Origin of the sequence: Undibacterium sp. GrIS 1.2, from assembly GCF_040544435.1 — a bacterium.
Taxonomy (GTDB): Bacteria; Pseudomonadota; Gammaproteobacteria; order Burkholderiales; family Burkholderiaceae_D; genus Undibacterium.
In genome coordinates, this window is sequence record NZ_JBEONP010000001.1 from 22,601 (window position 1) to 39,131 (window position 16,531).

Genomic DNA, 16,531 nt, shown 5'->3' on the forward strand with positions numbered 1-16,531 from the left:
ACATGAAAAATAAAATCGCATCTGGTATCACATCCGGGATAGCAGCAGGCTTAATTGCCAGCGCAGCATACGCAAGCGACCGTCTGCCGACCATCCCGCCAGATCAATACACGCCGGAACAAAAACAAGCTGCTGAAGAATTTTTAGCCACCCGCAAAGTACCTGTTTTCGGCCCGTTTGAACCATTAATGCATAGCCCGCAAGTCATGACGCAAGCCCGAGCCATGGGCGACTATCTGCGCTATCACTCTGCCATCGGCAATACCTTAAGCGAGCTGGCAATCCTAATCACCGCACGCGAATGGACACAAGATTTTGAATGGTATGTGCATTATCCAATCGCACTAAAAGCTGGCATCAAACCAGCTATCGCCGATGCAATCGCCGACGGTATCCGTCCGGTGGGCATGAGCGAGGATGAAGAAATCGTCTACGACTTCTCGACTGAACTACACAAAAATAAACGCGTCTCCGACCGCACTTTCCAGCGCGCAGATAAACGATTCGGTAAAAAAGGTGTGGTCGATCTGACCGGAATTAACTCTTACTATGCCTTGCTAGCGATGCAAATGAATGTCGCACAATATCAAATACCGAAGGATGCAAAACGTTTGACCCGTTTCCCTGAATGATATTTTGGCCGATACCAGATGCCATAGGTGCGATTGCGCGATGCGATCGTACCTGTTAGGACTCGGCAAATAATCAGGCTAATGTCAAAGTGGTAGGCATAAAAAATTACAGACGCCCGAAAGCGTCTGCATTAGTCAAAATCAATATACTCCCTCATAAACTATAGAAATATGCCTTATTGTCCAATGATTATATGGACAATAAAATATACTAATCAGGAGTATATATACAATCGCTATACATAAAAGATCATCAACGAGGCGACGACAAACAGATTTCGCCGCCCATTGATCGTATCAGGCATGGCCGTGATCGCCGCCACCGAGGTAAGCTGCTTTGACTGCCGGATCGTTCTTCAAGCTCTCAGCCGGGCCGTGTACCGAGATTCTGCCGTTCTCTAAAACGTAGCCATAATCTGCCACGTTTAATGCGGCGGCAGCAAATTGTTCTACTAGCAGCATGGTGACGCCCTGCTCTTTTAGGCGCAGAATAATTCTGAAAACTTCATCCACCAGAATCGGTGCTAAGCCCATTGATGGTTCGTCCAGCAAAATCACTTCTGGATTCAACATGACTGCACGCGCCATGGCGAGCATTTGTTGTTCTCCACCGGACAAAGTCCCAGCGAGTTGGTGCTGGCGTTCTTTGAGGCGAGGGAATAACTCCAGCGCTTTTTCCAGATCAGCTGCGACGTCGCCGCGAGGACGTGAGCGGGTGAAGCGTGGGAATGCGCCTAACAATAAATTGTCTGTCACGCTCATCGTCGAAAAAACCCGCCGTCCTTCTGGCGAGTGCGCCAGACCTGCACGAGCAATTTTGTGCGACTCCAGACCAGTAACATCTTTACCGGCCAGTTTGACGCTGCCCGTTTTAGGTTTAAGCATGCCAGAGATGGCGCGCATGGTCGTAGTTTTACCAGCGCCGTTGGAGCCAATTAGTGTAACGACTTTACCTTTAGGTACTTCCAGAGAAATACCATGCAGCACTTGCACCTTGCCATAGCCGGCGTGTAAATCAGAGATAGATAACATATCAGTTCCTTGTCTGCTAACTATGGCTAACAATAGATGAAGTCGATTCCGAAGAATTCTCGATGGCGATTTCAGGCGATGTCTCATCACCGATAGATCCGCCAAGATAAGCCTCGATCACTTTTGGATCGGCCTGTACTTCGGCTGGCTTGCCTTCTGCAATCTTCTGACCAAAATCAAGTACGGTGACGGTATCGCAAATCGACATCACTACATCCATGTGATGCTCGATCAGGATAATCGTAATCCCGTGCTGGCGAATTTTTCGGATGATGGCGATCAGCTCTTTGATATCGGGTGCAGTCAAGCCTGCGGCTGGTTCATCAAGCAATAACAATTGCGGATTGAGTCCAAGCGCGCGACCGATCTCCAGCATACGTTGTTTGCCGTAAGGCAGATTACGCGCTTCTTCCACACTTAAATCAGCCAAGCCCATAAATTGCAAAATCGCTGCGGCACGGGTTCTGGCGTCTTGTTCTTCCCGACGATAACGAGGCGTGTTCAGCATCACATCCAACACATTACTTTTGAAGGTGTGATGCAAACCCACCAGAATATTCTCGGTCGCCGTCATCTCAACAAACAATTGCACATTCTGAAAAGTTCTTGCGACACCACCTAAAGCAATCTCCGAAGGCGTCGTACCTGAGATGACTTTGCCGTTAAATTCCACACTACCATCGGTCGGTTTATAAATACCCGTCAAGACATTCATCATCGTACTTTTGCCAGAGCCATTGGGTCCGATCAGACCGTGTACGGTACCTTTGGTGATATTCAGATCCACTTGATTTAAGGCTTTTAAGCCACCGAACTGCATCAACACTTGCTTAGCTTTCAGCAGATGACCACTGATCGCCGCGCTATTATCGACCAGACTCCAGGCTTTGCTTTCATCTGCAGCAACCACGTTTTGATCAGCAGATGCCGAGCGGGTACCGACCAGTCCGCGTAAAAATCCGATGATGCCATCTTGTAGGTAATACACCACAAACAAAGTCATCAAACCAAAAATCGTCAGACGCCAGTCAGTGATATTTTCTAAACGATAGGAAAATATTGCCATGCCTATCGTCGCAACCAACGGCACGATGATATTACGGATGGTGGTACGCTTTTTCATCAACAAGAAAGCGCTAGCAACAACGCCAATCACCGCAGCGGCAGTAGCGATCTTGCGGAACAGATCAATATCTGCTAACAAGCTTGGCAACATCACGACGATCAGTGCGCCTAACAAAGCACCGCTGCGGGTTTTGCGACCGCCCATAATAATGGCCAGTAAAAACATGATCGTGAGTTCAAAGTTGTAGGTATTTGGCGAGATATATTCTTCTGAATAAGAATATAAACTCCCTGCCAACCCCGCCAGCGCCGCACTGATCACAAAGGCATAGACTTTGTAGCGATACACCGATACGCCCATGCAATCTGATGCAATCGGACTATCGCGCAAAGCCTGAAATGCCCTCCCCAAATGCGACTTTAATATCCGGTGTACGACGATGAGGGACAAGACCATCATCACCGCGACCAGATAAAAGAAACCGACTTCGCTGATCTTGGTGCCGAAGAAGATCGGCTTAGCGACTTTCAAACCCATCGGGCCTTCTGTCAGGAAGGTCATTTCATTGATCAGAATCTGGATAATCGTACCAAAGGCTAAGGTCACCATCGCCAGATACGGCCCCGTCACGCGCAAGGCAGGCAAGGCAAGCAAGGCGCCAAACAAGGCCGTCACGGCAATACTGGCAGGCATGGCGAGTAAGAATGGCAAGCCGAACTTAAAATACAGTACGCCAGTAGTGTACGAACCAATACCAAATAAACCGGCATGACCGAGCGACACCTGACCTGTATATCCGACCACAATATCCAGACCAAACAATAAGATCGCATAGATCAAAATCGTTTCAGCCAGATGTATGTAATAAGGGTTATGCGCAACAATCGGGAAGACCGCTAGTGCCACCAGTCCAACGATAGAAATCAATAAGGTCTTCTTATCTGTAATCAAACTCATGATCAGACCTTCTTAATCGCAGTTTTGCCAAACAAACCGGCTGGCTTGATCGCTAATACCAAGAGCAACAAGACCAGACCTGGGACTTCTTTGTAACCTGTGGAAATATAAAAACCCGTCAGCGTTTCAGCCACGCCCAAAATCAGGCCGCCGACAATCGCGCCCATGCCAGAAGTCAGGCCACCGATAATCGCCACGGAGAAGGCTTTTAAACCCAGCGCCGTACCCATAGTGGCACCGGTCAAAGTTAATGGCGCGACCAGCACGCCTGCAAACGCTGCCGTGGCTGACGACAACGCATAAGAAAATGTAATCACCATGCTGGTATTAATACCCATCAGACCAGCAGCGTCACGGTCATTGGATGTGGCGACAACCGCTTTACCATAAATCGATTTGCGATTGAATAATTCCACTGCCAGCATCATCGCCAATGCACCCAGCACAACCACGACCTGCATTGGTTGAATATTTGCGCCAAATACCTGGAACGGTGTTGCGGACAAGGGCGTAGGGAAAGTCAGATCATCTTTGCCCCAGATATTTTCGGCGACGTTTTTAAAAATAATCGCGAGTGCAATGGTGGACATAATCCAGCCGAATTCTGATTTAATTTTAATCGCAGGGCGGACACCAATCCACTCTACGACCATACCTTGCAAAGCGCCAAACGCAATCACGATGGGGATCATCAACCAATAGTTGAGATACGGCCCGCCGTGAATATTGCCGACCAGACTAAGGCCAACCAAAGCACCTAGCATCAGCGCTTCACCCTGACCGAAATTGAGTGTGCCAGACGTGGCAAAAGTAAGTTGATAGCCGAACGCAATGACGGCGTAAATCATGCCCAGCGCAATACCGCTGAACACTAATTGAAGGACAATATCCATGATAATCCTGAGCGCAAAACGCTAGTGAAGAATAAGAAACATCCCACGATCTGTAAGGTATACGAATCGTGGGATGTTAGATTTTATAGACAGAAGCGAGACCTAATTGCTTATTGAACTTGTACGATGTGACCTTCTTTGACCGCGCCCATGACTGGCATGCCCGCCTTGATGGCTTCGTGATCAGTTTTGGTAAATGGCTTGTCGTAAGTCGTGACCAGACCATCGACTTTAGCTTGCAGATTTTCTAAAGCCTCACGTACTTTGGAGCCATCCGTGGTACCTGCTTGCTTGATCGCAGCAGCCAATAAGTAAATGGAATCGTAGCCCTGTGCTGCGGATACAGGCGATGGGATGCGACCGCCTGGTGGGTTGTAGGCTTTTACATAAGCATCGATAAATGCTTTACGTTTTGGCGTATTTGGCTGCTGGATAAAGGTTTGCGGCATCATGACGCCTTCACCATTTTTACCTGCATTGTCGATGAAATTACCCATAGACAGTGTCCAGCTACCGATCATTGGTACTTTCCAATTCAGCTTTTCCATCCCATTGGCAATTTGCGCCAACTCTGGACCAATACCGTAAGTCAGAATCGCTTGTGCGCCGGCTTGCTTGGCTTTTAACAATTGCGCTGTCATGTCCACATCTTTGATGTTGAACTTTTCAACAGCGACTGCTTTCAAGCCTTTTTTCTCCAGCGTCTTTTCCAAATCTTCACGACCTAACTGGCCGTAGTTGGTGGAATCGGCCAGGATCGCTAACTTGCTTAACTTACGCTTAGTCACGGCCTCGTCAACGATCATGGCAGACTGGATCGTATCGTAAGCTGCATTGCGGAAAATATAGTTTTCTGGCTGATCAGCAAACTGCTTGGTCACCACACTACCGGTTGCCACGTTATTCATGACCGGGATTTTGGCTTCTTGATAGAAGCGTTGTGCAGCAAGGGCGACGCCAGTATTCGCAAAACCGACTGTGGATACGACTTTTTCTTTATTAATCAATTCTTGCGCGACTTGCACACCGCGCTCATTTTTTGCTTCGTCATCACGCTCTACGATCTGGAATTGGCGTCCTAACACACCACCGCTGGCATTGATCTCTGCCACGGCGAGTTTGACGCCATCACGCATAGACACGCCCATCGGTGCAGAACCACCGGTGAAGGGACCGGATACACCGATTTTGATTGGGTCAGCAGCGATTGCTGACAATGACAAACTTGTAAGGGCTGCCGCAACAGCAATTGTGATGATTTTCTTGAATTTGTATGACATGTCGTCCTCCGTTTATATTGTTTTAGTGCTGTGATCAGCACTTACTTTGATCCATCTAGTACTTATTTTAGTACTTCTAATTTACAGCAGAAAAGCCAAACTAAAAAAACTATTTACTGCAAAAAAAAACCACTTGCGAGCAATGTAAAACATGTTATCCGCGATCAGGGATCTAAAAAAAATGCATCAGGTTTGGACTGAATTTAAACTAATTCAAAGCGATACAACTGCCATGATCAAAGACAAAGCTAGTTTAAGTGAACAATTTTTAGCAAAAAGATTTTGGCATAGAGAAATTTAATCCAAAGTGAAAAGAAATTAAAGAGTTGGTGAAAAATTTGCATGCATAAATCTGCCAACTACGCATTACTACTTATAAACATGATGTTATTTCGTTGTATCGCGCATTGATACCGAAACGATACCGAAACGCTACTGAGATGATGCTGAAATCACGCGGTAATTGAGATGCAATTACTTTGTACTGAGGCCGCAATAAAACTGAAAGACTGCTGATTTTTTGATCATTTTTTATGCTCTGGCCTCTAAAAAATTATTTCCACCCTTGGTGCCATAAATTACTGTCGGTGAGTTCTCGCCAGGCCAGTCTGATGACATTCTTGGAGTACACCGCCTCTAGCTCAATCAATTCTACCGGCGCATTGGACAAACCGGAATGATCCAAATCATCAGGTGAAACTAATTTGGTCACCATAAAATGCTTTTCTTTATTGCGTGGCGATACCGCGGTCCATTTACTGAGTAATAATTTTTTTGGACTCAGACGACGAACCGGCTGCGTCATTTTTTTAGACGCCTCAACAATATTCTCGTTGGCGTTTAAATGAGTGGCGGTCATCGCACTATTTTCCTGTTGATTTTTCATTCAATAATCCGGCTTGTGTGGGAGTTAAGATAGGTTGACGATGAGTTCATCTGCGTTGTGATAAATTGCCTGTAAAACAAATTACCTATCAATAGGAGACACATACATGCAATCAATGCACAAGAACATTAGGGTACTCGCATTCGACATATTCGGCACGGTGGTCGATTGGCATGGCAGCATCGTCAAAGAAATGCAGCGGATCGCACCGGAAGTAGATGGTGATCGCTTTACCTTAGCCTGGCGGTCTGGTTATGTTCCGGCGATGCAAAAAGTCATGTCAGGCATCTTGCCGTGGATGAAAATTGATGCTCTGCACCGTTTGATTCTGGACGATATCTTGCCGCAGTTTGGGCTGGATCATTTAGATGAATCACAACGGCAAGACCTGAACAAAATCTGGCACAAATTAGACCCGTGGCCAGAGAGCGTTGCAGCTCTGAGTCAGTTGAAATCGCACTATACGATTTGTACTTTATCCAACGGCAATGTGAGCTTGCTGACCAATATGGCGAAGCATGGCGGCTTGCCTTGGGATTGTATTTTGTCGGCAGAAATTTTTAAGAAATACAAACCAGATCCAGCAACTTATCTGGGCGTGGCAGAATTGTTTGACGTGGCACCCGGGCAAGTGATGTTAGTCGCCGCACACCAGAGTGATCTGGCGGCGGCGCGTGCCTCTGGATTGCAGACTGCGTTTATAGAAAGGCCGATGGAGTACGGTGCTAAGCAATCCAATGATATTTCGCCGGTTGCGGAAAATACCTTTCATGCCACAGACCTACTCCATCTCGCAGATCAGTTACTCGATCATTGAGAGATGCCTAACTGATGTAAGACAAATCCATACTCTTCCGCGGTCTCATGCTGGCGCACAAAGCGGCCTGATTTTCCGCCGTGCCCTGCTTCCATATTGACTTTGAATAGCAGCGGGTTTTGATCGGTTTTTGCTGCACGCAATTTCGCTACCCATTTAGTCGGCTCGTAATATTGCACTTGCGAGTCGTACAGGCCCGTAGTGACCAATAAAGGCGGATAATTTTTATGCGCGATGTTGTCGTAAGGCGAGTAAGACAGCATGTAATCATAAGACGCTTTTTGTTTAGGATTGCCCCACTCATCAAACTCGTTGGTGGTGAGTGGAATACTTTCATCGAGCATCGTCGTGACCACATCGACAAACGGCACATGCGCAATCATTCCCGCATATTTTTCACCTGCCATATTCGCTACAGCACCCATCAGCAAACCACCGGCACTGCCGCCCATCGCAAACACTTTATTTTTGGCGGCATATTGCTGGCTGACTAAATAATCGGTTACGTCAATAAAATCTGTGAACGTATTTTTCTTTTTGAGTAGCTTACCGTTCTCATACCAGTCGCGCCCCATCTCCTGACCACCGCGGATATGCGCAATCGCATAGACAAATCCACGATCCAACAAAGAAATTACGCCAGGACGAAATACCGGATCAGTCGATGCGCCGTAAGAGCCATAGGCATATTGGTATAAAGGCGCAGTGCCGTCTTTTTTAAACCCTTTGCGGTAGACCAGTGAGACCGGAATAGACGTACCGTCTTTTGCCGGTGCCCAACCGCGCTCGGTGACGTAGTCTGATTTTTTGAATCCACCGAGAACTGGCTGCTCTTTCAATAGTTTGCGTACACCGGTTTTCATATTCACAGCGTAGACACTGGCAGGTGTCGTCAGTGAGCTATAACTGTAGCGCAGCTCGTCCGTATTTTGCTCGGCATTGATGCCAAAACTTTCTGCATACGCAGGCTCATCCGACTTGATAAAAGTTGACTTACCTGATGCGCTCCAAGGCATGATACGGATACGTAATAAACCTTCCGAACGTTCATTGATGGCGATATAGTTTTTAAACAGAGCAAAATTCTGGATGAATACCGCCTTATTATGTGGCACCAGTTCTTGCCATTTACTGCGATCACCGATTTGATCATCGGCCACCGACATCAGACGATAATTAGGTGCTTGCCAGTCGGTAGAAATAATCCAGCGACCATTGATATGGTCTGCATTATATTTAACGCCAGTACTACGTGCAGCCATGACGACAGGTGCTGCATCTGGATTTTTTGCATCGATAATCCGAGTTTCAGTGGTCTCTGTACTGCGCAGTTCTATCGCAATATAACGATCATCGCCAGTGCTGCCTATGCCCATGTAATAGCTGTGATCTTCTTCGGTATAGACCACCACATCTTTGCTGACATCAGTACCGAGCACATGTTTTTTAACCCTTGTGGTCAATAGCGTGACCGGATCATTTTCGATATAAAACACAGTCTTATTATCCGCCGCCCAGGCGACTTGCGGAGCGAGGCCGGTGATTTGGTCCGGGAGTTTTTTACCGGTTTTGAGATCGATAAATTTTAAAGTGTACTGGCGGCGACCACTGTCATCCTCCAGATACGCCAATAGTTGCTCGTTGCTGCTGACAGCCCGCTGGCCGATATCGAAGTAACTCTTTTTCTCTGCCTCCAGATTGCCGTCAATCATGATCTGCTCGGCACCGCCAGCGGCTGGTTTGCGCGCAAAGAGTGGATATTCGCCACCTTTGGCAAAGCGCGTGTAGTACTGATAATGTCCTTTTTTAAACGGCACGGTACTGTCATCTTGCTTGATGCGGCCAACGATCTCTTGGTACAGCTTCTCAGTTAAGCCTTGATATGCCGCTGACTGGCTGGTGAAGTAGGCATTTTCTGCGGCGAGATACGCCAGCATATCTGGCGACTCCCGCTTATCGTCACGTATCCAATAATAGGGGTCATTACGCGAGCCATTTGGCGACTCAACCTGATACGGACGTTGCGAAGCAACCGGTGGTGTCGTAGTTTGCATAGTCGAAGGTGTTAAGGATACGGAGGGCGGCGCTGCCGGTGCTGGGGTAGTTGCAAAAGAAACGGGCATCAATACAAACGCAGAAAGCGATACGGCCGCAGCATGGTAGTACATCGGAGCAAAACAACGGGAAACAAGACCACGAAAAACAAGACGACGGGAAGCAAAACGACGCATGGTAAAACCTCGATGGAAGTTGGATCAAGATTAGTCAAAATGAGCACAGCGAGAAAGCCGGACACTGCTCAAGAAATACAGCAAGTATATTAACAAGAAGTCAAAGAATAAGCGTGTTGAAGCCAGATTTATCAAACAAACGTAGCCGCAGACTAATCAAATACGTCAATGGTTTTGGTATTAAGTTTGACCAAAACAGAACTAGCCAATCAATATACTCCCCCTCATTTTTTAAAAATATGCCTTGTCGCCCAATGATTCTATGGACGACTAATATATACCTATGAGGAGTATTATTTCTTAAAGATGGAATTCACCGCCACTATTGCAGCGGTGAATGTAGCGACGAATATAGCTATGACCGTCGCAGTGAATGATAGCGATTGGTCATTTAAGAGAACGGTGGATTAGCGGCTGTGCGACGTTAGTCTGGCTAATGGTGATGTACTAGCATTTGCTTTACTACCAATGGCATCACCACGCCCCGCGCGTGGCGAAATCGCTTTCTTCACCAGGACAGAACTGGTTTCGTCCAATCGCTCATTGGCTTCTCCACCCAGCAAGCTGCCGCCGTCCGGATTGCGGCGCATCGCGACGCCGACTGCCAGCATATCAATCACCAGCAAATGCAAAATCCGGCTGACCATCGGCAAATGCGTAGAGACGTCTTCAACATGATCGACAATCAAAGCGACATCTGCTTTGCGCACCAGTGGTGATTGGCTGGCTGCGATGGCAATCACGGTCGCACCGCGCTCATGCGCTTTTTCTGCGACCTCTAATAACTCCGGCAAACGTCCGCTGCTGCTGCTGATAACGACCACATCGCCCGCTTTGAGCACGCTAGCCGCCAGCAATTGCAAACGCGAATCGGTCTGGGCCACACAGGGAATCCCTAAGCGCAGAAATTTAAACTGCGCATCTTGCGCCACCACACCGTAATGACCAATCGCATAAAACTCGACCCGGTTTGCATGGACGATCATTTCAATCGCGCGGTCTATCATGTCGCGATTCAACTGACTACGTACTTGCAAAATGGCGGATGCCGTATTACCCAGTACTTTGGCACCCAGCTCTAAGGCGGAATCATCATTGGTGACCTGTACATGTGTGACTGGCACGGTACCGGTCAAACCGGAGGCAAGGCGTAACTTAAAATCAGATAAACCCTCGCAACCCAGCGAGCGACAAAACCGGATCACCGTCGGCTGACTGACATCGGCAGCACGGGCGATTTCTGCAATAGGATCATTCAGGACTGAACGTGGATGGGCTAATACATGCTCTGCAACGCGTAATTCTGCTGGCGACAACTCATCCCGCGCACGACGGATTTGACCCAAAATGGCAGAACCGGGGTCTGCTTTCAACGTGCGTAATTGCGCATCTAAAATGGCGGAGGCACCGATAAACGTCGCCTGCTCAGCCGTGATGACATAAGTGGGAATCGATCCAACATAGCGACTGAATCGCCCTTTTTCTTCAAAGCGGGAACGAAAACGCGATGCATCAAAATAACTTCCCAGTCGCGGCACTATCCCCCCGCCGATATAGATGCCACCAAATGCGCCTAGCGTCACGGCCAAGTTGGCCGCCGCCGTACCAAGCAGAGCACAAAATACATCCAGCGTATCCATGCAAACCGCATCGGTTTTATCCAACGCACGTTGCGTAATATCGGGTGCCGCCAGCGCCAGCGGCGCTACGCCTGCCAGATCGGCCAACGCACGATAAATCAGCTCCAATCCAGGACCTGACACCAGGCGCTCGAAAGATACGTGTTCGTACTGCTTCCAGACATAGCGCAGCACGGCAATTTCTCGCTCATCTCGCGGCGCAAAACTGGTGTGTCCGCCTTCAGACCCGAGCGAAATCCAGCCATCGCCGGACGGGATCAAGCCAGATACGCCCAAGCCGCTACCCGGCCCTAGCAGACCGATCACACTTTTCTGCACCGGCTCGCCATCGCCAATCTGACGCACATCACTTGCATCCAGTCGGGGCAGCGCCATTGCCAAGGCGGTAAAGTCATTCACAATGACCAGTGTGTCTAAACCCAATCTCAAGCGCATTTCTTCAATCGAAAATTGCCAGTGATAATTGGTCATACTGACTTGATCGCCATCCACCGGATTGGCAATCGCTACGGCAGCATGTTCTACATGAATAGCCGGATTCGTTGCCACAACAGTTGCAAGATACGCTGATACGGTTGCCTGAAAATCAGGGTAATCAGCGCAGCGCAAAGAGTTGATATGTTGAAAATCGCCCTTTGCCATCTCCAGCGCAAAACGGGCATAGGTTCCGCCAATATCGGCGATTAAGCGTGGACTATCGAAAGCTTGCACGAATGGCTGCATGAGATCTCTTTATTATTTATTGTGAGCCTGCCTAACCTAAATTGAGGCAAGCATTAGTGATTCTGAATCTAATCTTATTATTGTAGTCCGGTGTGCTTGCAAACGATAGTTGTTGGCGTGTAGTAGCGATATTTGACGATAAAAATACTGAAAAGCAACAAAATAGAACAATATCTGTAGCTAAGCTACAAATATAAAATGCAAGCAGTTTTCATAATTGACCATCGCTTCACTCTACAGTCATTTTTTAACAGTAATACCTATTTTGACAAACTAGCTAAAATTTCATTAAAGCATAACAAATGCATAACGAGCTGCTTAGTTTAAAACTTTTCTTTCAATTTCTTGCGATTTTTTTGTAGTTTTGCTACATTACGCCAACATTCAGCTTTTTGTGACCTCTTTTTCTCTAGTGTGATGACTTCAACTTCAAACAATAAACTCTCTGATAATCATTTCCCTTGGCTGGTCGCGGATATTGGTGGCAGCAATGCGCGTTTTGGCTGGATAGCCGACAAAAATGCCGGGGTTGAGCATGTGCGCACTCTACCCGTTAAAGATTATGTCGATCCTATCGCAGCAACCAAAGCGTATTTGAGCTTGATCGCCAATAAGCTGAATCAGGATTATCAGCCGCCACGCTGTGCTGCATTTGCCGTCGCCACTGCGGTAGCCAGCGACAAAGTTGCCTTCACCAATAGTCATTGGAGTTTTTCTCAAGCGGCTGTTAAAGCAGCATTGCAATTAGACAGCTTTCTGGTGCTCAATGACTTTGAAGCTCTGGCGCTGTCCTTGCCGCGACTGCAAGCATCTCAGTTAAAAACCAACGGCGCGCTACCAACCCAACATGGCACATTGGCAGTAATCGGGCCGGGCACGGGTCTAGGTGTGGCCAGTGTAGTGGAGACGAAAAGCGGCTGGGTGGCCATACCTGGCGAAGGCGGCCACGTGACATTAGCAGCGGTCGATGAATTTGAAAGCGCGGTATTGCACCATGTCCGCCAGCAGTATCCGCATGTCTCAGCAGAACGCTTATTGTCGGGCATAGGCTTGCCGGTGTTGCATAGTGCGGTTGGCAAAGTGATGCAGATCGAATCAGCACATACTACTTCTGAGGCGATCGTAGAACATGGCCTGTCTGGCAGCGATATTGTTTGCAGCAAAACCTTAGCCGTGTTCTGCGCCATGTTAGGCGGTTTCGCCGGTAACGTGGCATTGATACTCGGCGCACGCGGCGGCGTGTATATCGGTGGCGGCATCGTACCGCGCCTGGGTGATTATTTCTTTACCTCGGATTTTCGTGAGCGCTTTGAAGCAAAAGGTCGTTTGCGCAGCTATCTCGAAGGTATTCCTACCGTATTAATTATTGATACGTTAGCAGCATTGAGCGGCGCTGCCATGGCGATTGAGCAGCATGTTGAGTAATGCACTTTAGGAAATCAAAGTGACTCCACAAACACCACCGCAGTCCGCGCCGGAATAGTAAATTCTCCTGATGCCGCAACATATTTGGCAGACGCCGCCGGGCGCGGATCGGCTGCTGACTTGTTGCTCTGCACCGGATGTAATTGATATGTCTTGCCTGCCTGCTCCGCGATCACCAGTGGTTGTGATTCCTTGCTGACGTTAATGAAATACATCAGCGATTTAAATCCTGAATCAGGATAACCAACACCATCAATATGCGCCGCAATCACCGCAGGATTTTGTCCTGATCCGGTATTATAGAAATGTAGGCGCTGCCGGATGTCTGCCGCTGTCCGCAACCGGAATAACGAAGAGCTAGCTCGAATACGCAGCAAATCACGGAACATATCGCGCGCCATCGCAATATTCTGCGGATCAGGTTTGATCGCAGGATTTGAGATCAGAGGACGGATCAATGGATAATCGACCGCATTATCGGGTTTAGGTGGTAGACCAGTACCAAAATAATTATCGGTATAAGTCCAGTCTAGGCGGTTAAACCAGTCGCCCGATTCAAAGCTATTTTTGTCCATCGATTTAGATCGCAGCGTATCGATCCCGGCATGAAAGTAAGCGATGCCTTGACTAAATGCGTTGATTGCCGCGCCCAACATCTGTACCCGCACTCTGTCGTCTTTACTGGTAGTGAGCGGTAATTTATAGACGTTGATATCAAACAGAGTCTGGTTATCATGGTTCTCAATATAATTCACGACTTCACTAGGCTGACTGACATATCCGGCTGGCTGATCGCCGTAGGGAATCTGCTCCAGACGCAGAGTCGTATCACGTCGCGTCAGCATCGTATAGTCACGAATTGACCCCGCTAGTCCGACCCGCACCATGTCCGCCGCCTCCATTAAATCTGTCGCAGTGACACGATGTTCAGGTTCAGAATTAAGCGCGGAGTTAATAGCGTTAGGATCAACAAATAAACCATTGATATAACCTTGTTTACGAATTAGATTATCACCCGATTCGGACGATCCGCCGCCGCGAATTGCATCACGGGCGCGATCACTAAATGTGGCAATACCCGAACCATTTAATGACAGTTGCGACGCCTGTATAAAGCGGGCACCGTTTGCAACCTCACCAAAATTCCAACCCTCGCCTATCAGTTGTACATCATGCCCCACGCTGGCGAGTAGTTTTGCTTTGAGTTGTTCCATGACTGCACGCGGTTGATGTGCCATCAAATCAAACCGGAATGAGTCGATCTTATACGCATTAGCCCACTGCACAACAGAATCGATAATGAGCTTGCCCATCATCCTGTTTTCAGTCGCAGTATTATCACAACAGGTTGATTGCTCGACTGCACCACGCTCGTTTAAGCGGTGGTAATAACCCGGAACAATTCTGTCCAACACAGACTTTTCTTTTTGCCCGGATGCATAAGTATGGTTATAGACCACATCCATACCGACGCGTAAACCCGCTTGGTGCAAGGCCAGAACCATATTGCGCAATTCAAGAATACGCACAGCGCCATCAGCTGGGTCTGTCGCATAACTCCCCTCCGGTGCGCCGTAATGCGTCGGGTCGTAACCCCAGTTAAAACAATCCTCGGCTGCATGCGCCGTGACTTCGGCTTGAGGTATCTCACTGGCAGGATCAGTCGCATTAAATTCAATTTTCGGGGTGACACAATTATTTTCAGGGACACTACCAAAATCAAAAACTGGCAACAAATGAATATCGGTCAGTCCCGCTTGCGCCAACGCTTTCAAGTGACGCATACCATTGGAATTGGACTCAGTAAACGCCATGTACTTACCGCGATATTGTTTGCCGACTGAAGCATCGTTGATAGAGAAATCACGCACGTGCAATTCATACACCACCATATCAGTCTGCGCCGATATTTTTTTTGTTACCGCCTGAGTTCTCCATCCGGCTGGCTGCAATTGAGATGCTGCCAGATCAGCAATATAGCTGCGCTTGGAATCGGTGGTCAAACTGATGGAATAAGGATCGGTCACCCGATTGCGCACCAAGCCAACATGAGGCACGATCACATCCACAAGATAGCGGTAATACTGTCCAAAGAGATTGGTCGGTATCCTTGCATTCCACGCACCCGTTTTTACATCTGCTTGCATGGCGTCTAAGCGATGTGCCGCACCCGCGCCACTATCGTAAGTACAAACCCATACCCGCTGTGCCGTCGGCGCCCACAAAGAAAATCTCGTTTGAGTCTTTGCTTGGGTCTTCGCTTGAGTCTTCATGCGACTGGTACTTTTAGTCAAGCTCACACCAAGCGAAGTCAGCTCGCTTGCCGGTGCATACAGGTCATCTAAGACCCCTGCCAATTGCAGCGAGCTTGCGGCCATCACGATGCCATCGGCATTCTCTTGTACCAGAAATACTTGCTGTCTCTGCAAAGCCGCGATTTTGCCAAGATCATCTGCTTTGACTCCCAACACCACTCCCTCAGCAAGGTATTTAAAGCGGGTAGCAAGAGGCTCCGGCAAAGCGGCATCAGCGACTGACAAACTGAGCGCACCATCCGCGCCCGTCACTTTTGCGCCAATGCTCGCCGCCAATTGCGCTGTAGCAGAATAGACCAGTTTGAAATGACCAGAAGTAGAGTTAACTCCCGGCCAAGCTATCAACTGACGATTCAACCAGACCGCACGCGCCTCGTTTGTGGCAGCACTGGCGTCAATGCTAGCAGGACGTAAAACCGTCTGAAACTGCTGGCTATTGCAGTCGTCTAATGTGGGATTTATTCTTTGAGATGGTGCGGCTAGATTTACGCTGGCAGCGGCATCTTGAATCACACCAAAGCTACTAAAAAAAATCAGACAGGTGCATAAGCAAGCAGCTACACAACTCTGCGCAAAGCGTCCAAAATCATTTGATTTTTTATCATTTTTGAGGTGCATGATTATGGCTAAATTA

The 16,531-nt window shown here is 48.1% G+C and carries 11 protein-coding genes; 3 read left to right on the forward strand and 8 right to left on the reverse strand.

The genetic code is table 11. From position 1 onward, the window contains the following. Nucleotides 1–2 precede the first annotated feature (2 nt). Nucleotides 3–632 (forward strand): carboxymuconolactone decarboxylase family protein, encoded by a 630-nt coding sequence (locus tag AAKU61_RS00115; RefSeq protein WP_354328720.1) that lies wholly within the window; start codon nt 3–5, stop codon nt 630–632. 297 nt (nt 633–929) lie between these two features. Here AAKU61_RS00115 and AAKU61_RS00120 read toward each other — a convergent pair whose 3' ends face one another. From AAKU61_RS00120 to AAKU61_RS00140, 5 genes are all read right to left on the reverse strand, one after another. Next, complete coding sequence (locus AAKU61_RS00120) at nt 930–1,664, reverse strand: ABC transporter ATP-binding protein (RefSeq protein WP_323492449.1); 735 nt, start codon at nt 1,662–1,664, stop codon at nt 930–932. Nucleotides 1,665–1,680: 16 nt separating this feature from the next. After that, complete coding sequence (locus AAKU61_RS00125) at nt 1,681–3,687, reverse strand: branched-chain amino acid ABC transporter ATP-binding protein/permease (protein WP_354328721.1); 2,007 nt, start codon at nt 3,685–3,687, stop codon at nt 1,681–1,683. 2 nt (nt 3,688–3,689) lie between these two features. Continuing rightward, nucleotides 3,690–4,580: a branched-chain amino acid ABC transporter permease gene (locus tag AAKU61_RS00130; RefSeq protein WP_354328722.1), complete on the reverse strand. Its 891-nt coding sequence runs from the start codon at nt 4,578–4,580 to the stop codon at nt 3,690–3,692. Between the two features lie 110 nt (nt 4,581–4,690). Then, the gene (locus AAKU61_RS00135) at nt 4,691–5,860 is read right to left on the reverse strand and encodes an ABC transporter substrate-binding protein (protein ID WP_354328723.1); all 1,170 of its coding nucleotides are present in this window, start codon (nt 5,858–5,860) and stop codon (nt 4,691–4,693) included. A 553-nt stretch (nt 5,861–6,413) separates the two neighbouring features. Beyond that, nucleotides 6,414–6,746, reverse strand: coding sequence for a TIGR02450 family Trp-rich protein (locus tag AAKU61_RS00140; protein WP_354328724.1), 333 nt, complete (start codon nt 6,744–6,746; stop codon nt 6,414–6,416). Nucleotides 6,747–6,852: 106 nt separating this feature from the next. On the opposite strand from AAKU61_RS00140, the gene AAKU61_RS00145 reads away from it, so the two are divergent. Then, nucleotides 6,853–7,563, forward strand: a complete 711-nt coding sequence (locus AAKU61_RS00145) for a haloacid dehalogenase type II (RefSeq protein ID WP_354328725.1) — start codon at nt 6,853–6,855, stop codon at nt 7,561–7,563. Here AAKU61_RS00145 and AAKU61_RS00150 read toward each other — a convergent pair. After that, nucleotides 7,557–9,794 carry a S9 family peptidase gene (locus tag AAKU61_RS00150; protein WP_354328726.1) on the reverse strand — a complete coding sequence of 746 codons (2,238 nt, stop codon included), beginning with the start codon at nt 9,792–9,794 and terminating at the stop codon, nt 7,557–7,559. The two genes, AAKU61_RS00145 and AAKU61_RS00150, sit on opposite strands and share 7 nt — an antisense overlap. Nucleotides 9,795–10,201: 407 nt before the next feature. Continuing rightward, nucleotides 10,202–12,157 carry a glucokinase gene (locus AAKU61_RS00155; RefSeq protein ID WP_354328727.1) on the reverse strand — a complete coding sequence of 652 codons (1,956 nt, stop codon included), beginning with the start codon at nt 12,155–12,157 and terminating at the stop codon, nt 10,202–10,204. A 417-nt stretch (nt 12,158–12,574) separates the two neighbouring features. On the opposite strand from AAKU61_RS00155, the gene glk reads away from it, so the two are divergent. Then, complete coding sequence (gene glk / locus AAKU61_RS00160) at nt 12,575–13,582, forward strand: glucokinase (protein WP_354328728.1); 1,008 nt, start codon at nt 12,575–12,577, stop codon at nt 13,580–13,582. Between the two features lie 14 nt (nt 13,583–13,596). Here the strand turns inward: glk and pulA are convergent, their stop codons facing one another. Continuing rightward, entirely contained in the window at nt 13,597–16,515 is a 2,919-nt protein-coding gene (gene pulA, locus AAKU61_RS00165) for a pullulanase-type alpha-1,6-glucosidase (protein ID WP_354328729.1), read from the reverse strand. Between the last annotated feature and the right edge of the window lie 16 nt (nt 16,516–16,531).